The sequence below is a fragment of the Rhodococcus sp. NPDC004095 genome (genome assembly GCF_053604015.1).
Genome location: NZ_JBSGGS010000010.1, coordinates 32294 through 51731 on the forward strand (window position 1 = coordinate 32294; position 19438 = coordinate 51731).

Below are 19438 nucleotides of genomic sequence, written 5' to 3' on the forward strand. Positions count from 1 at the left end.
CGGTGGGTGTGTCATGATCGTCGCCTTCGAATCCGAGGCGGGGAGTGTTCGGATTCTGTTGCCGGCACTGGAATTGGCTGACGCTGCACCCCGGTCGGGTGGGCGCCACGGGAGGGAATGACAGGATGACGGGTACGCAGCTTGCGGCGGAGGACCGGGACGGTCAGGGGCATTCCTGGGCGCGGGTTGCACTGCCGGATGGACGTCACGCGTGGGAGGTGCCGGGATCAGCCGGTTCCAGCTTCGAGGACCTTGTCACAACCGCTGCGGCGCAGGTGCTTCCACAGGTCAACCTGGTAACGATCGTGGCTCACGCCGATGTGCCGTCCAGTGGTGCCCTCAGTGTGATCATGCTGCGGCACCCGGGTGGGGCGGCAGTCCAGGTGCACTGCAACGCCGAGAACACCACCTCGAGCATCGTCAATGCGGCGGGATTCGCACTGCTGTGTGAGGCCGTCGTCTCCTCGGGCGAAGTGGTTCCGAAGCCGATCTCGGCTGTGTCGGCGCCGGCAGTGCCGGTGGAGGAGCTTCCCGAGGTGGTCGAGAGCTTCGGTGGACGGTGGGACCCGGAGGGGACGCAGCCCCTCGAGGGCCGGCTGTCGCTCATCGTTGCCGAGGCGATGGGCTACGCACTCGAGGACCTGCCCACCGAGATTCCCCTCATCGAGCTGGGTTTGGACTCGCTGATGGCGGTGCGGATCAAGAACCGCGTCGAGTACGAGTTCGACATCCCACAGTTGCAACTGTCGGCGGTGAAGGACGCAAGCTTGCGCGACGTCGCGACCTACCTGCGCTACGCAGTCGAGAACCGGGAGGAGGTGAAAGCGCTCGCGGCGCAGCAGCAGTCCGAACGCGAAGCCGCACAGGCCTCCGAGGCGGTCGCGGTCCCCGAGGAGTGTGTGGTCGGGGCGCCACCCGAGTCCGGCGACATCGACGTGCCGCCGCGTGACGCAGCCGAACGGCTGGCGTTCGCGACCTGGGCCGTCGTCACCGGAAAGTCCGCGAGGAGCATCTTCGCGACCCTGCCGATCCTCGACGCCGACACCGCCGAGAAGATGGCCGCCCGCCTCACCGAACGTGCCGGCGGCGAGATCGGCGTCGACGACGTCCTCGACTCCGAGACCATCGAGCAGCTAGCCGAAACCGTGCGCCTGCACCTCGAAGACGGCCTCGAGATCGACGGACTCGTCCGCACGCTGCGCCCCCGCGTCGAGGGCTCGAACGCCTTGCCGGTGTTCGTCTTCCACCCCGCCGGCGGCTCGACTGTCGCATACGAGCCGCTGCTCAAGCGGCTCCCCGACCACACCCCGATGTTCGGCCTCGAACGCGTCGAGGGCCCGCTCGAGGAGCGCGCGAAGGAGTATGTTCCGTTGCTGCGCGCGATCCAAGGTGACGGCCCGTATGTGCTGTGCGGCTGGTCCTTCGGTGGCGCCCTCGCGTACGCGGTCGCGAAGCAACTCCGCCGGGAAGGCGCCGACGTGCGGCTTGTCGGCCTGATCGACACCGTCCTGCCCGGGGTGAAGGTCGAGAACACCCCGGAGGAGATCCGGGCGCGTTGGCAGAGGTATGGCGCGTTCGCGAAGAAGACCTACAACTTCGATGCACCGCTGCCGTACGACCAACTCGCTGCCGCCGGTAGCGACGAAGAGCAGATCAAGATCCTGATGGACCTGCTCAAGCTGAGCGGGGCGAAGATCCCGAGCGGCATCATCGAACACCAGCGCACGTCCTGGCTCGACAACCGGGCGGTCCCGTCCACCGACCTCGAAAGCTACGACCGCGACGTCGTGCTCTACATGGCCGAGACCTACCTCGACGACCAGATCGCTCTCGAACCGGCATTCGCGATCCGTCAGCCCGACGGCGGGTGGGGCGAGGCCGTGGAGAACCTGGAGATCGTCCACGTCGGCTGCGATCACATCCAGATCATCGACGAGCCGTACATCGGGAAGGTGGGGGCCGACCTGACGAACAAGTTGGCCGCCATCGAAGGCACGCTGCCCAGTCCATGATCCTCGCGGAGTTGCACACCATGTGCCGTGGGAGACCGGAATCGCCAAGTGGCGATGCGCCTTGTGCGAGTGCTGTGCGAGTTGAACTGCGCTTGTTTCGGACTCGACGAGCAGATTGTGTTCACGATCTGTCCAGCAGTGTTCGTTGATCAACTGGACAAGAGAGCCGCAGCGTTGCGCACCTCTGGGATGCCGATCTTCTTTGCCGCAATGAGGAATGTGGGAACCCCGAAGACGACCACCGCCGTCAGGGCTGCAGCAGCGGCCTGCCGTGGGTTACCGAGCAGGTGGTGCGACAGCCCGACAAGAAGGAGGCAGACCACTCCGGTGGCGATCGACGCCCAAAGCACCCGCGCGAATGTCCCGAGCACGATGTGGAAGCCGAGCAGCCCGTAACGGCGACGTAGGACCAGGTGTCCGCTGATGGCACCCACGAGGTAGGACAGTGAACTCGCGACCGGGAGCATCACCACGATCGCCTTGTCCGGGAGCATTGCGACGGCGAGGGCGACGACTGCGATCTTCGCGGCCACCATGCCGGCGTTGATCACTGCGGGTGCGCGCATGTCACCGCCCGCGTAGAAGACACGCAGTTGCAGCATGACCAACGCGAACGGGGGCAATCCGAATGCCGACAGTGCGAGCGCGACACCGATGAGGCGTGCGGCGTCCACATCGACGCGGCCGACGAAAATCACCGTGGTCAGCATCGGACCGAGGAGGGTCATCGCGACCGCGGCGGGGACGAGCGCGACCACCGAGTACCGGGCAGCGCGGCCCATGTCGGCGACCACCGCGTCGCGGTCCCCGACAGCTACCGCTTGGGAAATGCGTGGCATGAGCACGGTCAGCAGGGACACTCCGAGGATCCCGTACGGCACCTGGAACAGCAGGTCGGCGTACGTGTAGGTGGAGACACCGCCGTGACTGAACGCCACACCGAGCACGAGCGCGACCCCCGCCTGACTGATCGCGACGTACAGCAGTACCCACCCGGCCAGTCTCGTGCCGGCGCGGACCGGTCGCCATGTGTACGGCACCGGCCGCACCCGCCAACTCCACCGGAATCCGGTACGTCGCAACGCAGCCACCGTCCAGATGGCCTGTCCCACGATACCGATCGTGGTTCCGACACCCAGAATCAGAACTTGGGTAGTGGTCATCGTTGACGGCAACAACGTCACAGGTCCCGGTACCGCCGCGAAGATCCCGACCGTCGTAAGCACGATCAGATTGTTGACCACCGGCGCCCAGGCCGCGGGCGCATAACTGTCACGCACGTTCAGCACGGCCGTCACGGTCGCGGCGACCGCGTAGAAGAAGATTTCCGGCAACAACAGGTACGCCAGCACCGTCGCCAATTGCGACTGCTCCGCATCGGACACCAGCGCGGCGACCAGCAACGGCGCGCACGCCACCGCCAGGACGGTGATGACCGCGGCCGCGAGAACCGTTGCCAGCAGTAGACGCTGCGTGAAGATCCGCGAGTACGTTCGACCACGGAGCCGCGCACGCGCAAACACCGGGATGAAGACGCTGCTCATCACGCCGCCGAGAAGAAGCTCGTACACCATGTTCGGCATGCTGTTCCCGCCGTTGTAGGCATCGCCGACCGCCGCTGTTCCCAACACGGCAGCCAACGCAAGGGTGCGGAGAAACCCTGTCGCTCGACTGGCCGCGGTTGCCAATGCGACAGCACCGGTCGCGCGCGCAAACCCGCTCTGAGAAACTGCCATCCGACCATCGTGCACGACCACGTGAGCCGGCGAGGGTTGCCCGCATCCGTGGCTGCGCGTCCGCCGTCCCCACCTGCGTTCCGAAAAGGTGCCAGCTCCGACGGTTCGAGGATCTCGACCCCAACCCTGCGGCACCACCACGGCACACAGGGATCGGGTCGGGTTCCCGTGATCCTCACCGGCACGAGGGGGACACCGGTGTCCATCGCGATGCGGACAGTGCCCGTGCGCCCTCGATGGAGACGACCATCGGGCGATCGTGTCCCCTCTGGGTGCTCCTCCTCGCTCGATGATCCGGGCCGCGGCCTCGAGCGCCGGTGACGCCCCCGCCCCCGTCGATCGACCGGGATCTGACCCAAGGCAGCGAAGAACCACCGTCGAACACGACCGTTGAAGCCGTCCCCGTTGCAGTACTCGGTCTTCGCCAGGAACGTGACCGCCTTCTCGCCGCCAGCGTCACGGTGATCCACCCGGACCCGAGCCTGTGGCCACCGGTTCGGTGTCGGCTACCCGATTCGGAACCGGTGCCGGGCGGCGCCGAGATCGATCCGCCCGTCGTGGATCGGAACATCTTCGGCGGCAAGACGTTCCAGCTGCCGTGCCGCGAGGTGCGGGGCGGGACGACCGGAGGCGGGCACCACCCGGTGCCACGGCAGGTCCGAGCTGTCGGTGCGCATGATCCAGCCGACCGTCCGCGGGCTCGTGAGGCCGGCCACCGCGGCGATGTCCCCGTAGGTGGCGACCCGCCCGGCAGGGATCGCCGCGACCAGGTCCCGGACGCGTTCGACCTGCTCCTCGGTGGTCGCGGCCATCTACAACAGCTTCTCGATCAGTGCGGCCACCTCGGCGGGCCGCGAGTTGGCGACCATGTGGTCGACGTCCATCTCCACCACCGTCAGCCGGTCGCCGAGGCGCTCGGCGAGGGCGGCGCGGAACGCGGGCGTCACGTACGGCGGCTGCACCCGCATCGCCTGAACCAGCACCGTCGGCAGGTCCGCGGGTGGGAGCACCATCGGCCGGGCCAGCTCACCCCACGACGCCACGACCGCGGGCACCGCGTATCGCCAGCCGACGCGCCCGTTGTCGAGCGTGATCAGGTGTTCGGCCATCTCCTCGTCGAGCACGCCCTCCGCGACGTCGGCCCAGGCGCCGTGCACCTTCTCCGACCGCGCCTCGGCGGCATCGGTGTAGTCGGGGTAGCGGACGGTCAGGTCGGCGATCTCGAGCATCCTCGCGGGATCGAGACCCATCGCCGGGTCGAGCAGGAGCAGCGCCCGCACCTTCTCCGGTGCGCGGGCGGCCAGGTGTACCGCGACCGCGCCGCCGTACGAGTGCCCGACGAGGACCACCGGTTCCGTGGTTTCGGCGGCCAGCACCTCGAGCAGGGAGTCGACGTGGTCGGCGAGGCCCCACGGAGGGCTCCACGTCGACCGGCCGTGCCCGCGCAGGTCGGGCGCGATCATCCGGGCGCGCGGCAGGTGCCCGTCCGCCAGATGTCGCCACCTCTTGCCGTGGCCCGTCAGCCCGTGCAGGGCGAGGACCGGAGGCCCGCCGACGGGGCCGAAACGATGGATCTTCAGGTCGGACACGGCAGTTATTGTGCCCGACCGCGCGGGGGCGGGCCGGGCGTGGTTCAGGCCGGTTCGCGACAGTGCAGGTGCACGACGCCCGATCTGAAGCGGTGCTCGTCGACCAACTCGGGTTCACGAACAGGTGGTACTCGTAGACCGGGCCCGCCCGGTGGCGGCGTCAACGGTGGGCAACGTGCAGCCCGACGGAGCCGGCGCCGGTGGGACGACGCTCGCGCGGGGCTGTCGGTGGACCGTGATGGAATGCCCGTCATGAGCGACGAGCGGGCGGATCGGCCGGGCACCACCCTGGTGCGGCGCGTCGCGCGTACCCCGGACCGTCGCACCTGGGGGCCGGAGGTTGCCCCGTTGCTCGCCGCGGCCTCGGCACGCGGGAACCGCGACCGGCGGCCGTGGCAGGTGCTCGGCGGCCCGGGTACCGGCAAGACGTCCCTGATCGTCGATCTCGCCGCCGCCCGGATCGGTGGACCGGACGGCGACCCGGAATCCGTTCTCGTACTGACGCATTCGCGTAAGGCCGCGACTGCGGTGCGGGAGCAGATCACCACCGCACTGCTCGGGGCGGGGGAGTCGAGGGCCACCCGCGAGCCGTTGGTGCGGACGGTGCACTCGTACGCGTTCGCGGTGCTGCGACTGCAGGCGGCTGCGCACTCGAACCCGCCACCGCGGCTCATCACCGGTGCCGAGCAGGACGCCGTGCTGCGCGAGCTGCTGCGCGGCGACCTGGAGGACGGCGCGGACTACTGGCCCGAGCGGCTTCGCCCGGCGCTGCCGATGGTCGGGTTCGCGGCGCAGCTGCGCGACCTGATGCTCCGCGCCGGGGAACGCGGCCTCGGCCCCGAGGACCTGATCCGGCTCGGGCGCGAGCACGACCGGCCCGAATGGGTGGCGGCGGGCACGTTCGTCACCCGGTACGAGCAGGTGATGCTGCTGCGCGGTTCCGTCGGTGTCGAGGCACCGGAGGCCACCGCGCCGGCGCTCGATGCCGCCGAACTTGTCGGTGCCGCGCTGACCGCCTTCGCCACCGACCCCGACCTGCTGGACCGCGAACGCGCCCGGATCCGGTGCCTGCTCGTTGACGACGCCCAGCACCTCGACCCGCAGGCGGCCGAGCTCGTGCGGCTGCTCGGACGCGGCGCGGACCTCGCGATGGTGGCCGGCGATCCCGACCAGGCGGTGTTCGGGTTCCGCGGCGCCGACGCCCGGTACCTGACCGACCTCGCCGATCCGGGCAGCGACCGGCAGGTGGTGCTGCGCACGAATCACCGCAGCGCCCAGAAGATCTCCGCGGTCACCGCGCGCATCGCGGGCCGGCTTCCCGGGCTGCCGCCGCACCGGGGAGCGCGGCCCGTCACGGACGAGGCGGGCGACGCCTCGGTCGCCGTCCTCGCGACCGCGGGCAAGGAGTCGGCCCTGATCGCCGACACCCTGCGGCGTGCGCACCTGCGCGACGGCGTGCCGTGGTCGCGGATGGCGGTGATCGTCCGTTCGGTACCGCGGGTGCTCGCGCCCCTGCGACGGTCGCTGCTCGCGGCCGGGGTGCCGGTCACCACCGCCGCCTCCGAACTGCCACTGGCGCGGCAGCATGCGGTCGGCGGGCTGCTGCTCGCGCTGCGGGCGATCGCCGGCGGACCGTTCACCGGTGAGGACGCGCTCGCGCTGGTGTCCGGGCCGGTCGGCGGCGCGGACCCGGTCACACTGCGTCGGTTGCGCCGTGGGCTGCGCCGCGTGGAACTTGCCGCCGGGGGCGAGCGGGATTCCGCGGAACTCCTGCGCGCCCTGATCGTCGAGGGCGAGCAGGAACACCAGCAGGTGGTCGACAAGCTGACCGACGGCGAATTCGGCGCCCTGCGCCGCACCTTGACCGTGCTGTCCCGGTCCAGGAAGGCGTACCGCGAGGGCCGTGGCGTCGAGTTCGTGCTGTGGTCGTGCTGGCAGGCGACCGGACTGGAGAAGCGGTGGTCGGCGGCGTCCGTGCGCGGCGGCCCGATCGGTGCGCAGGCCGACCGCGACCTGGACGCCGTGGTCGCGCTGTTCGACGCGGCCGCCAACTATGTCGACCGACTGCCCCGGGCCAGCCTCGCCGGGTTCGTGGACTACCTTGCCGACCAGGAGATCCCGTCCGACCCGCGGTCCGCGGCGGCGGGGCCGGAGGCCGTGTCGGTGCTCAGTGCGCACGCCGCGGCGGGCCGGGAGTGGGACGTCGTCGTGGTCGCCGGCGTCCAGGAGGGATTGTGGCCGGGGCTGCGCGCCCGCGGCACCCTGCTCGGTACCGAGGCCCTCGTCGACCTGACCGCAGGCGTCGCCGACCCCGGCGAGACCACGCTGTCGCGGACGGCGCCGCTGCTGGCCGAGGAACGCCGGCTGTTCCTGCTGGCGTGCAGTCGCGCCCGTCGCACCCTTCTCGTGACGGCGGTGCGCGCGGCCACCGGCGACGCCGACCTGGAACCGTCCCGGTTCGTCGACGAGCTGCTCGGCGCCGACGAGGAACTCGGCGACTCGGCCGCCGACCTGGCACCCGCCCTGCCGAGCCGGGTGCTGGCGCTGCCGTCCTTGATCGCGGAACTGCGCCGCGTGGTGTGCGACCCGGAGCTCGCCGACACCGATCCCGACAAGCAGCACCGCGCGGCAACCCAGCTCGCCCGGCTCGCCCGCGCCGGGGTGCGCGGCGCCCACCCCGAACACTGGTACGGGGTGGCCGACCCCAGCACCACCGAGCCGCTGTGGCGGCCCGAGGACGGCCCGGTCCCGTTGTCCCCGTCCACGATCGAGCAACTCGACGCGTGCCCGCTGCGATGGGCGCTCGAACGCCACGGCGGCAGCGACGGGGAGAACACGCACGCCGTCACCGGCACCCTCGTGCACACCCTGGTGCAGGCGGTGGCCGGGAAGATGCCACCCGACCAGGTGCGCCGGGCCCTCGCGACCGCGTGGGACGCAGTCGATCTGGGATCGCAGTGGTATTCGCGCCGCGAGATGGACCGGACCGCGCAGATGATCGACTCGTTCTCCGAGTGGCTGCGGCGCACCCGCGGTGAACTGACCGAGGTCGGTGTGGAGGTCGCAGTCGACGGGGTGCTCGAGGCCCGCGTGGAGGGGGAGCCGGCGGTGCTGCTGCGCGGCCGGATCGACCGGCTCGAACGCGACGCGGACGGCCGCCCCGTCGTCGTGGACGTCAAGACCGCTCGCACCCCGGTCAGCAAGGAGACCGCCCAGCAGCACGCTCAGCTCGCCACCTATCAGCTCGCAGCCGCGCGGGGCGCGATCGACGGCGAGCCCGCCGCGCAGCCCGGCGGCGCGCGACTGGTCTTCGTGGCCAAGGCGAACCGCAAGGACGGCGCCACCCAGCGACTGCAGGAACCGCTGACCGAGGAAACCGAGGAACAGTGGCTCGACGTGGTGCACGCGGCAGCGGCGGCGACCCAGGGCCCCGGATACTGGGCACGGCCGAACGACGGGTGCCGGCACTGCCCGGTGATCGGGAGCTGCCCGGCCCAGGAGGAGGGACGGCAGGTGACCCAGTCGTGAGCGCCCGGATCTCGCCCGCGGCGGTGGCCGCCGCACTCGGGCAGTTCCCGCCGACCCCGGAGCAGGCCGCGGTGATCGCCGCGCCGCTCGGCCCGACCCTGGTCGTCGCAGGCGCGGGCGCGGGAAAGACCGAGACGATGGCCGCGCGCGTGGTGTGGCTCGTCGCCAACGGACTCGTCGACCCGGAACAGGTGCTCGGCCTGACCTTCACGCGAAAAGCCGCACAGCAGTTGACCTCCCGGATCCGCAAACGCCTCGCGCGCCTCGCGCATCCCGAGGTGGTCGGCGTGCTGGGGCTGAGCGAGGAACTGCGCGGCCGCATCCTCACCGGGGAACCGGAGGTCAGCACCTACCACTCCTACGCGGGCCGGCTGCTCACCGAGCACGGGTTGCTGCTGCCGATGGAACCGTCCGCCGAACTGCTGTCCGAGACCGCGCTGTGGCAGCTCGCGCACCGAGTCGTCAGCGCCTACGACGGCGACCTCGACACCGACCGCAACCCCACCTCGCTCACCGAGGCGGTGCTCGCGTTGTCCGGGCAGCTCGCCGAACACCTTGTCGAACCCGACGACCTGCGGGAGGCCCACACCGAGCTCGACAAGCTGATCCACACGTTGCCCGCCGGGCCACGGCAGCGCGGCGGGCCGAAGAAGGACCTGCTCGACCTGCTCGAGACCCAGCACGAGCGGGTGGCGCTGCTGCCGCTGGTACAGCGGGTCTCCGACGCGCTGCGCCGCGAGGGCGCCCTCGACTTCGGCAGCCAGATGTCCCTCGCCGCCCGCGTCGCCGCCGAACATCCCGAGGTCGGCTGCTCCGAACGGGAGCGGTTCCGGGTGGTGCTGCTCGACGAGTACCAGGACACCGGGCACGCGCAGCGCGTGCTGCTGTCGTCGCTGTTCGGTGGCGGCGAGGACGGTTCCCTCGCGCTGACCGCCGTCGGCGACCCGATGCAGTCCATCTACGGCTGGCGGGGTGCGTCGGCCGCGAACCTGCCCCGCTTCGCGACCGACTTCCCGCTGCCGGACGGGCGGCCCGCGCCACGCCTCGAGTTGCTGACCAGTTGGCGAAACCCTTCGGAGGCACTCGAACTCGCCAACGCCGCCTCGGCGTGTCTGCGCGAACTCGGGGTGCCGGTGCCGGAACTGCGTCCGAAACCCGATGTGGCGCCCGGCGACATCCGTCTCGCACTCCACGAGGACGTCGACCGCGAACGCGACTGGATCGCCGAACGGATCGCCGCCGAGTACGCCGACGCCGCCAACCGGGGCGAGGCGCCGCCGACCGCGGCGGTGCTGATCCGTCGCAACGCCGACGCCGCGCCGATCGCCGCGGCACTGCGCCGCAGGGGACTGCCCGTCGAGGTGGTCGGGCTCGGCGGCCTGCTGCACGTCCCCGAGGTCGCGGATGTGATCGCGATGCTCCGCCTGGTCGCCGACCCGCTCGCGGGCAGCGCGGCCGTGCGCGTCCTGACCGGTGCCCGCTGGCGACTCGGCGTCGCCGACCTCGCGGCCCTGTGGCGGCGGGCGCGGGAACTCGCGGTCGGCGCGGCGCGCGGCGCGGGAGGTGCGGTCACCGACGCCGCCAGCCTCGACCAGGCCCTGGACGCGGCGCTGCCCGGGGAGTACGCCGAGCAGGCAGGCCTGGCCGACGCGATCGCCGATCCCGGGGCGCCGTCACGGTATTCACCCCTCGGTCACGCCCGTATCGGCGCGCTCGCGGCGGAACTGACGTCGCTGCGCGAACGGATCGGGCAGCCGCTCACCGAACTCGTCGCCGAGGTGGAGCGGGTGCTCGGCATCGGCATCGAGGCACAGGCCCGGCTGCCGTGGACCGGCCCCGGTGGCGCCGGGCGCGAACACCTCGACGCGTTCGCCGACGCCGTCGCCGGCTACGGCCGCAACCCGTCCGCCACCCTGACCGGGCTGCTGGCCTTCCTCGCCGCGGCGGAGACGGTCGAGAACGGACTCGCCCCGGGCGAGGTCGAGGTCGCCCCGGACCGGGTGCAGGTGCTGACCGTCCACTCCGCGAAGGGGCTCGAATGGCAGGTCGTGGCCGTCCCGCACGTGGTCGAGGGGGTGTTCCCGTCCGGCACCGCGACCGGCACCTGGCTCGGCTCGGTCGCCGAACTGCCCCCGCAGTTGCGCGGAGACCGAGCCCAGGACGGTGACGGGTCCGACGGGGTGCCGGTGCTGGACCTGGAGAACGTCTGCGACCGCAAGGATCTCGAGGACGCGCTCACCGCCCACAAGGAGGCACTCGGGCGGCGCAAGCTCGAGGAGGACCGCCGGCTGTTCTACGTGGCGCTCACCCGCACCGAACGGGCGCTGTATCTGTCCGGGTACCACTGGTCCGAGTCCGGCAGCAAGCCGAAGGGGCCGTCGGAGTTCCTGACCGAGATGCGCGCGGTGGTCGAAATGTCATCGGAGGCCGGTCGTCCGATCGGGATCGTCGAGCACTGGGCTCCCGACCCCGAGCCGGACGTGGAGAACCCGCTCACCGCGGACCCGGTGAACGTGCAGTGGCCGCAGGACCCGTTGGGGGACAGGCGTACCGCGGTCGATCACGGGTCGGAGCTGGTGCTCGCCGCGCTGTCGGCGACCGAACCGGCCGCGGCTCCCGAGGCCGCCGACGAGAATCCGGACCCGGAGGGCTGGGCCGCGGACGTGGACGCGCTGCTCGCCGAGCGAGCGGCCCGGGCGGCGGCCCGGGCGGAGGTGGCACTGCCGAACCAGATGTCGGTCAGCCAGCTGGTGGACCTCGCGGCGGCCCCCGACGAGCTCGCCGCTCGCCTGCGCCGGCCGCTGCCGTTCCCGCCGAACCCGCTGGCACGCCGGGGCACCGCGTTCCACGCCTGGATCGAGCGCAGGTTCGGGGCGACCCGGCTACTGGACATGGACGAGCTGCCCGGCGCCGCGGACACCGACGGCGCCCCCGACGGTGACCTCGAGGCACTCCAGGAGGCATTCCTGCGGTCGCGGTGGGCGCACCGCAGCCCCGTCGAGGTGGAGGTGCCGTTCGAGACCTCCATCGCAGGCACCGTGGTGCGCGGCCGGATCGACGCGGTGTTCGCCGACCCCGACGGCGGGTGGACGGTGATCGACTGGAAGACCGGCGCCGAACCCAGCGCCGCGAACGAGCATGCCGTCGCAATGCAGTTGGCGGCGTACCGGATCGCGTGGGCGGAGCTGATGTCGGCGCGGGTGCTGGCCCGCGGCGGCGACCCCGTCGATCCCTCCCGTGTCCGGGCCGCGTTCCACTACGTGCGGACCGGCCGCACCATCGCACCCGAGGACCTGCCCGACGCCGCCGACCTGGTGCGCCTGATCGAGACCGCAGGCGCCGAGGCGACGGCGGGCTCAGCCCTTGCGCCGCACCTTCAGCGCGGCGACGACGAGCGGGATCTGCAGCGGTAGCCGGGCCACCGCGACGGCCTTCGCCGGCACCGACTTCCTGTCGCTGCGTAGCCAGTCGACCGCCATCTGGACGTTGGCCGGGAAGACGGCGACGAACAGGGCGGCCGCGAGGGTGCCGCCGATCCGGCGGGTGCGGGGCACCGCCAGCGTGGCCCCGATCGCGAGTTCGGCGGCGCCGGAGACCTGGGTGTAGGTGCGGGCGCGCCCCGGCAGCAGGCGCGGGACGATCGCATCGAACGGTTTCGGGGTGGCGAAATGCAGCGCACCGGAACCGAGCAGCAGCGAGGCGAGGGCGGGGGCGGGGGAGATGGGCACGGCTCCACCCTGGCCCACCGCGGTGGAACACGCCAGGGCTGGGGAGGTGACGGTGTCGTGGCCGGGGAGATGGGGGCCGTGTGGTCGCGGAGTCGGGTGCGGGGCCCGGGCGCGGGCGGGTCGGAAGACTGACCGCGTGGCCGCGCGCGATCCGCCGGTGGCGAGGGTTAGGCTCCCTGCCGATGTATGCGAACTGGAGTACCAACCATGGCCGGTAAGTTGCGCCAGCGACTGCGCGTCCAGGAGAACCTCACCGAGCGGCCCGACTACGCGCTGGTCGGTGTGTTGCGGATCCCGGAGGCGGTGCGCAGTCCCTCCCAGCTGATCTTCCGGCGCCTGATGATGGCCGCTGCGGTGCTGGCACTCGCCGTCGCCGTCGTGTACATCGACCGCGACGGGTACAAGGACGCGCAGGAGAACCCGCTGTCGCTGCTCGACTGCATCTACTACGCGACGGTCTCGCTGTCGACCACCGGATACGGTGACGTGACGCCACTGTCCCCGAGCGCGCGGCTGACCAACGTCCTCCTCATCACCCCACTGCGGGTGCTGTTCCTGATCATCCTGATCAGCACGACCTTGGCGGCGCTCACCGAACGGTCGCGACAGGCATACAAGATTCAGCGTTGGAGGCAGAGCATGCGCAATCACACCGTCGTCGTCGGCTACGGCACGAAGGGTCGGACCGCGGTCGACGCGATGCTCGGTGACGGCATCAAGCCGTCCGACATCGTGGTCGTGGACACCGACCAGGTGGTGCTGGACACGGCGGCCGGGCTCGGCCTGGTGACCGTGCTCGGCGACGCCACCAAGTCGGACGTGCTGCGCCTCGCCGGCGTGCAGAACGCGGCGTCGGTGATCGTCGCGGCGAACCGCGACGACACCGCCGTACTCGTGACGTTGACCGCGCGCGAGGTCGGTCCGAAGGCGAAGATCGTCGCCGCGATCCGGGAGACCGACAACGCTCACCTGCTGCGGCAATCCGGTGCCGACTCGGTGGTGGTCTCCTCCGAGACCGCGGGCCGCCTGCTCGGCATCGCGCGGACGACCCCGACGGTCGTGGAGATGATCGAGGACCTGCTCACGCCGGAGGCCGGGTTCGCCATCGCCGAACGAGAGGTCGAACCCGACGAGGTCGGCGGCTCGCCGCGGCACCTGTCCGACATCGTCCTCGCCGTGGTGCGCGACGGGCACCTCGTGCGGGTCGGCGCGCCCGAGGTGGACGCGGTCGAGGCGACCGACCGACTCCTCTACATTCGCCGCGTCTGATCCCGGTCGCGCGTACCCGCGCACCGCGCGCCGATTCCGGCCCACCGGCAGTTGTCCGCCTCGATGGTGGGAGACCGCCGGGATGACCTGAAAATGGCCCGGCGGTGTCGGATCGAGTCGAGGCAGACGGTCCGGGCGCCCGCCGTTCGGTGAACGTCGGTGCGCAGGGCCGGGTTCGGGTCAGCCCAACGGCTCGAGAATTCCCTGTGGCGCAGATGGCACGGGGCGCTTCTCCGACATGAACCGACCGGTCGCGAACACCACGGCGCACGCGAGCACCGCCAGGCCCGCCCCGACCGCCACCGAGATCGCGGCCGAATGGCCACCCGAGTCGGCGACCTCCCCACCGAACCAGTTGCCGACCGCGGTGCCCAGGGTGATGCCGGCGCTGAGCAGGGTCATGACGAAGCCGAGCCGCCGCGCGGGTGTCCGGTCGCCCGCAACCTTGAACAGCGTCACGAGGATCGGGCCGATCGGGGCGCCGATCAGCAGCAGGACGACCGCCATCTGCCACGGAACACCCGGCAGCCACAGCAAGGCCAGCGCAGGGACCAGCACGACGGCACACGCAAGCCACCGCGTCGACGCGGTCAGACGATGACTCCACCGAGACACGCTCAATGCAGCTGCGCCGGACGTCAATCCGAGTGCCGCATAGATGAGCCCGCCGCTCCCCGGATGCCCGGTCTCGTCGGCGAAGACCGCGGTCGTGGTGGCCAGCGAGCCGAAAATCGTTCCGACACCCACCATGCCGGCGAGGAGAACCGAAACCAGGCTCCACGGCACCGGGACCGGCTGGTCGCCGAGTTCCCGATCGGCGGTCGGGCCGCTCCTCGTCACGGGAGCCGCGAAGTCGGCGCTGGGGTGCAGCGCAAACCAGGGGACCACGATCGCGGTGAGCGCGACGATCACATAGAGCGGTGCTGCGGGGCCGAAAATCGAGGCGATGATGCCAACGGCCGCGGGACCGAGGACGAAGCCGAGTTCGTCGATCGTGCCTTCGTAGCCCTGCGCTTCCGCCACGGCCCGCTCCGAACCGCGTTCGGACAGCCCCCGGATCCAGCGCACTCGGGTCATCGGACCACACTGCGGCACCACGATGCCGGCGGCGACCGCCGCGACGAGCAGAGGCGGTGACACGGTGTGAGCATCACCGCCGGTTGCCCCGGTGGCGAGCACTGCGATGACGGCCGCCGCATAGGCCACGGTCGCGACGAGGAGGGTCAACCGTTGGCCCCAGCGATCGGATGCCACCCCGGACAGTGGTGCGCCGACAGCGACACCGACACCCGTTGCGGCCGCGGCGATGCCGGCTGCGGCGAAATCGGACGACGACGCGACGACATAGGTGAGAACACCCATGACCAGCATCGACAGCGGCAGTCGAGCCAACGCCGATATCGGGAAGTACGCGGTTCCGACGAGATCGTGCATGGCACGGAAGTGGGAAGGGTTCGAGTTGTGGGTCATCCGCACCTTTTCGGACGGTTTTCTCCATGGAGAAACCACGCGCGGCGTCCCTGCCTCCCGCCGTGCCGAACCCTGAAGCAACCCGCCGAGTCTAACGGAACGTTCGCGCATGCCACCGGCGGCAAGTTCGACCGCAATGTCGGCGACGGAGAATCCGCCCGGGGGCGACGCGCGGTTCCGCTGCTCGCCACCGCCTCTCCACGCGCCTGCTGCCGACGTCCGCGCCGTGTCCACCTAATGTGGGTGCGTGGCTGATTTCGTGATGACCGAGGTCCCGTTGCTGTCGCGCTCGGCGCTCGATCGGGCGGAGGAATTGCGTTCCGACACCGACGCGTTGCGCGCCGGATGGGCGGAGGCGCTGGTGTTGCGGATCAACCATCGCGGACAGGCGCGTGTCGACGGAACGGACCTGGTGCTCGAACCGGCCATCTCGCTCGGTGACGAACCCGTCTCGGGCGCGGTGTTCCTCGGCCGACGCGAGGGCCGTCACCTGTGGGCGGTGCGCGTGCCTGCGATGACCGGCGAACTCGCCGACCTCCGCATGATCGGGCACCGACTCGACGATTCCAGTGCGGGCCTGCTGACCACCGCGGTCGCGGTGCTGAACTGGCACGCCGCCGCCGGATTCAGCGCAATCGACGGGGCGACGACCACGCCGACGATGGCCGGCTGGTCACGGCTCAGCAGCAGCACCGGCCACGAGGAGTTCCCGCGCACCGACCCGGCCGTGATCTGCCTGGTGCACGACGGCGCCGATCGGGTGCTGCTGGCGCGCAACGGAACCTGGCCCGAGCGGCGGTTCTCGGTGCTGGCCGGGTTCGTGGAGGCCGGGGAATCGCTGGAGTCGTGTGTGGCGCGGGAAATCGCGGAGGAGGTCGGGGTGACGGTTCACGACATCCGATACCTCGGTAGTCAGCCGTGGCCGTTCCCGCGGTCGGTGATGATCGGCTTCTCGGCGGTTGCGGATCCCGATGCGCCGCTGATCTTCGCCGACGGGGAGATCGCGGAGGCCCGCTGGTTCGGTCGCGACGAGGTGCGCGACGCGCTCGCGCTGGGGGACTGGTCGTCGCCCGCGGAGGCGCCGCTACTGGTCCCCGGCTCGGTCTCCATCGCCCGCGGCATGCTCGAGGCGTGGGCCAAGTAGCCGGCTCCGCCGGCGCGGCCAAGTAGCCGGCTCCGCCTGCGCGGCGAAATAGCCGGCTCCGCCGGCGTGGCCAAGTAGCCGGCTCCGCCTGCGCGGCGGACACACGGCGACGGCCGCCTCCTCCCGGGGGGCGGCCGTCGTGCGGTCCGGCTCAGACGCCGAGGACCTTCTTCACCTCGGCGAGGCTGGGGTTGGTGGCCGTGCTGCCGTCCGCGAACTTCACGGTCGGGACGACGTGGTTGCCGCCGTTGACGCTGCCGACGAACTCGGCCGAGGCGGGATCGTCCTCGATGTCGATCTCGACGTAGCTGATGCCGTTCTCGTCCAGCTGCTTCTTGAGCCGGCGGCAGTACCCGCACCAGGTGGTCGAGTACATGGTCAGGGCGGGGGCGGTCTCGGTTGCGGTCACGCGGCTTATAACACCACGGTCGCGGCGAATTGTTCCGTGCCGCGTCGCCGCCGGTGAGTGATCTTCACCCCAACGAGGGTGAAAAACACTCACATGCGGCGCAGGCGCATCAGGCTGTCGGACCGCCCTGTCATGATGGAGTCCATGTCAGCGCGCGCCCAGGATTCCCGAGACAACGTCACCGGTGACAACGTCGAGGGCCTGGACCCGCAGCAATCCGCCGCCGTCCTCGCGCCGCGCGGTCCCGTCTGCGTCCTCGCGGGTGCGGGCACCGGCAAGACCCGCACCATCACGCACCGGATCGCCCGGCTGGTCGCGGACGGTCACGTCGCGGCCGGTCAGGTCCTCGCCGTGACGTTCACCGCGCGAGCCGCGGGCGAGATGCGTGGCCGGCTGCGCACCCTCGGCATCGGCGAGGGCGCCAACCAGGTGCAGGCCCGTACCTTCCACGCCGCGGCGCTGCGGCAGTTGCGGTACTTCTGGCCGCAGGTGATCGGCGACACCCAGTGGGAGCTGGTGGACCGCAAGTTCGCGATCGTCGCGCAGGCGGCGAACCGCGTGGGATTGCCGACCAACACCGAGAGCGTGCGGGACCTGGCCGGGGAGATCGAGTGGTCGAAGGCGTCGCTGGTCGCGCCGGAGGACTACCCGGCCGCCGCGGCCCGGATGCGCCGCGAGCCCCCGGCCGACGCGGCGAAGGTGGCCGACGTGTACGCCGCGTACGAGTCGCTCAAGGTCCGCGGCGACACGATGCTCCTCGACTTCGACGACCTCCTCCTGCACACCGCAGGCGCCCTCGAGGAACACACCGCGGTGGCGCAGGAGTTCCGGGACCGCTACCGCTGCTTCGTCGTCGACGAGTACCAGGACGTCACGCCGCTGCAACAGCGGGTCCTCGACGCCTGGCTCGGCGAACGCGACGACCTGACCGTCGTCGGCGACGCCAACCAGACCATCTACTCGTTCACCGGAGCGTCGCCGCGCTACCTGCTGGACTTCTCCAGGCGGTTCCCGGACGCGACGGTCGTCCGTCTCGAACGCGACTACCGGTCCACGCCCGAGGTGGTCTCGCTGGCGAACCAGGTCATCGGGGCCGCACGCGGGCGGATCGCAGGCACCCGGCTGCAACTGATCGGCCAGCGCCCGCCCGGCCCGGCGCCGACGTTCGCCGAGTTCGACGACGAGCCCGCGGAGGCCGCGGCGGTCGCGCGGTCGGTGAAGAAGCTGATCGACTCCGGAGTGCCCGCCGCGGAGATCGCGGTGCTGTACCGGATCAATGCGCAGTCGGAGGCGCACGAGCAGGCGCTCACCGAACTCGGCATCCCGTTCCAGGTCCGAGGTGGCGAGGGGTTCTTCACCCGGCCGGAGGTCCGGCAGGCCGTCGGCGCGTTGCGGCAGACCGCATCCCGCGAGGACCTGCCGGACGGCGCGGACCGCGGCCAGGCTCTGGTGACACTGGTGCGGGCCGTGCTCGTGCCGATGGGCCTGACCGACACCGAGCCCGCCGGTGCGCAGGCCCGAGAGAAGTGGTCGTCGCTCACCGCGCTCGTCACGTTGACGGAGGAGCTGCTCGTTCACCAGCCCGACCTCGACCTGGCCGGGCTGCTACGCGACCTCGCCGCCCGCGCCGAGTCCCGGCACCCTCCGACCGTCCAGGGCGTGACGCTGGCGTCGTTGCACGCCGCGAAGGGTCTCGAATGGGACGCGGTGTTCCTGGTCGGGCTCACCGACGGCACCCTGCCGATCCAGCATGCGTTGGGCGACAAGTCGACTCCGCCCGACGAGGCGGCGGTCGAGGAGGAGCGCCGGCTGCTGTACGTCGGGGTCACCCGTGCCCGCGAGCACCTGCAGCTGTCGTGGGCGTTGTCCCGAACGGCGGGTGGACGCCGCTCACGCCGCCGGTCGAGGTTCCTGTACGACCTCGTTCCGGAGGATTCGCCGGCCTCCCGGATCGCGGCACCCGTCGCGCAGAAGAAGCGGCCCCGCTGCCGGGTCTGCGGAAAACAACTCCTCGGCACGGCTGCGACGATGCTCGGCCGCTGTGAGACCTGCCCGTCGAACATCGACGCCGCGTTGTTCGCCTCGCTCAAGACGTGGCGGCTGGAGAAGGCGAAGGAACTGAAGGTGCCCGCGTACGTCGTCTTCAGTGACACCACCCTCACCGCGATCGCCGAGCAACAGCCCAGTGACGACCGTGCACTGGTCGCGATCCCGGGGATCGGCGCGAAGAAACTGGAACGGTTCGGCGCCGACGTCCTGGCGGTGGTGCGCGGGGAGGATCCGCTCTCCGTCGCGCAGCCGACCCTCATCGAGGGCGCATAACCGCAGGTCAAAAATGGGTTGTGCGGTTCCGGCGGTACCGCTTACCCTGGTTTTCGACGTTGCGGGCTTTCGGCCTGCCGTCACGGCCGGCCTGCGATGCTCGCGCATCGACGGGATAGCACGAACGACAGTTGTCGCACGAACGACAGCGGTCGCACACAGGAGAGGGAGGTGATCGGAACCATGATCGATCGGAACAGCAGCGCGCAGGGATACGCGTCGTCCGTTCTT

Annotated in this window: 12 protein-coding genes and 1 pseudogene; 6 read left to right on the forward strand and 7 right to left on the reverse strand. The window is 71.0% G+C overall.

Annotated elements, in window-relative coordinates:
- Positions 1-95: 95 nt before the first annotated feature.
- A pseudogene (locus ACWEPG_RS19625) lies at positions 96-2012 on the forward strand (thioesterase domain-containing protein); the annotation flags it as partial.
- Between the two features lie 149 nt (positions 2013-2161).
- On the opposite strand, the gene murJ reads toward ACWEPG_RS19625, so the two are convergent.
- From murJ to ACWEPG_RS19645, 4 genes are read right to left on the reverse strand one after another with little or no spacing between them, the layout of a single operon-like run.
- On the reverse strand, positions 2162-3643 hold the full coding sequence (gene murJ, locus ACWEPG_RS19630; RefSeq protein ID WP_452595072.1) for a murein biosynthesis integral membrane protein MurJ: 1482 nt from the start codon (positions 3641-3643) through the stop codon (positions 2162-2164).
- The gene (locus ACWEPG_RS19635) at positions 3556-4218 is read right to left on the reverse strand and encodes a lysophospholipid acyltransferase family protein (protein ID WP_452595073.1); all 663 of its coding nucleotides are present in this window, start codon (positions 4216-4218) and stop codon (positions 3556-3558) included. The genes murJ and ACWEPG_RS19635 overlap by 88 nt, the downstream gene beginning before the upstream one ends.
- A gap of 36 nt (positions 4219-4254) precedes the next feature.
- Positions 4255-4560 (reverse strand): MGMT family protein, encoded by a 306-nt coding sequence (locus tag ACWEPG_RS19640; protein WP_450115783.1) that lies wholly within the window; start codon positions 4558-4560, stop codon positions 4255-4257.
- On the reverse strand, positions 4561-5346 hold the full coding sequence (locus ACWEPG_RS19645) for an alpha/beta fold hydrolase (protein ID WP_450115812.1): 786 nt from the start codon (positions 5344-5346) through the stop codon (positions 4561-4563).
- A gap of 243 nt (positions 5347-5589) precedes the next feature.
- Here ACWEPG_RS19645 and ACWEPG_RS19650 point away from each other — a divergent pair, with 243 nt between their 5' ends.
- Both ACWEPG_RS19650 and ACWEPG_RS19655 read left to right on the forward strand, forming a co-directional pair.
- Positions 5590-8865: an ATP-dependent helicase gene (locus tag ACWEPG_RS19650; protein ID WP_450115782.1), complete on the forward strand. Its 3276-nt coding sequence runs from the start codon at positions 5590-5592 to the stop codon at positions 8863-8865.
- Entirely contained in the window at positions 8862-12278 is a 3417-nt protein-coding gene (locus tag ACWEPG_RS19655) for an ATP-dependent helicase (RefSeq protein ID WP_450115781.1), read from the forward strand. Before ACWEPG_RS19650 ends, ACWEPG_RS19655 begins: the two co-directional genes overlap by 4 nt.
- On the opposite strand, the gene ACWEPG_RS19660 is transcribed toward ACWEPG_RS19655, so the two are convergent.
- A complete protein-coding gene (locus tag ACWEPG_RS19660) occupies positions 12222-12593 on the reverse strand; it encodes a DoxX family protein (RefSeq protein ID WP_450115780.1) in 372 nt (123 codons plus the stop codon). The two genes, ACWEPG_RS19655 and ACWEPG_RS19660, sit on opposite strands and share 57 nt — an antisense overlap.
- Before the next feature lie 207 nt (positions 12594-12800).
- On the opposite strand from ACWEPG_RS19660, the gene ACWEPG_RS19665 reads away from it, so the two are divergent.
- On the forward strand, positions 12801-13862 hold the full coding sequence (locus tag ACWEPG_RS19665) for a potassium channel family protein (protein WP_450115779.1): 1062 nt from the start codon (positions 12801-12803) through the stop codon (positions 13860-13862).
- A gap of 180 nt (positions 13863-14042) precedes the next feature.
- Here ACWEPG_RS19665 and ACWEPG_RS19670 read toward each other — a convergent pair whose 3' ends face one another.
- Positions 14043-15332: an MFS transporter gene (locus ACWEPG_RS19670; RefSeq protein WP_450115778.1), complete on the reverse strand. Its 1290-nt coding sequence runs from the start codon at positions 15330-15332 to the stop codon at positions 14043-14045.
- A 262-nt stretch (positions 15333-15594) separates the two neighbouring features.
- On the opposite strand from ACWEPG_RS19670, the gene nudC reads away from it, so the two are divergent.
- Positions 15595-16476, forward strand: a complete 882-nt coding sequence (gene nudC, locus ACWEPG_RS19675; RefSeq protein WP_450115811.1) for an NAD(+) diphosphatase — start codon at positions 15595-15597, stop codon at positions 16474-16476.
- A gap of 151 nt (positions 16477-16627) precedes the next feature.
- Here the strand turns inward: nudC and ACWEPG_RS19680 are convergent, their stop codons facing one another.
- Positions 16628-16885: a mycoredoxin gene (locus tag ACWEPG_RS19680; RefSeq protein ID WP_450115777.1), complete on the reverse strand. Its 258-nt coding sequence runs from the start codon at positions 16883-16885 to the stop codon at positions 16628-16630.
- A 132-nt stretch (positions 16886-17017) separates the two neighbouring features.
- On the opposite strand from ACWEPG_RS19680, the gene ACWEPG_RS19685 reads away from it, so the two are divergent.
- Positions 17018-19207: an ATP-dependent DNA helicase UvrD2 gene (locus ACWEPG_RS19685; RefSeq protein WP_450115776.1), complete on the forward strand. Its 2190-nt coding sequence runs from the start codon at positions 17018-17020 to the stop codon at positions 19205-19207.
- Positions 19208-19438 lie beyond the last annotated feature (231 nt).

Bases quoted from the DNA above. Each gene is read 5' to 3' on its own strand.
- nudC (WP_450115811.1), top strand. From the start codon at position 15,595: ATGACCGAGGTCCCGTTGCTGTCGCGCTCGGCGCTCGATCGGGCGGAG.
- ACWEPG_RS19685 (WP_450115776.1), top strand. From the start codon at position 17,018: ATGATGGAGTCCATGTCAGCGCGCGCCCAGGATTCCCGAGACAACGTC.
- ACWEPG_RS19665 (WP_450115779.1), top strand. From the start codon at position 12,801: ATGGCCGGTAAGTTGCGCCAGCGACTGCGCGTCCAGGAGAACCTCACC.
- ACWEPG_RS19670 (WP_450115778.1), bottom strand. From the start codon at position 15,332: ATGACCCACAACTCGAACCCTTCCCACTTCCGTGCCATGCACGATCTC.
- ACWEPG_RS19650 (WP_450115782.1), top strand. From the start codon at position 5,590: ATGAGCGACGAGCGGGCGGATCGGCCGGGCACCACCCTGGTGCGGCGC.
- ACWEPG_RS19640 (WP_450115783.1), bottom strand. From the start codon at position 4,560: ATGGCCGCGACCACCGAGGAGCAGGTCGAACGCGTCCGGGACCTGGTC.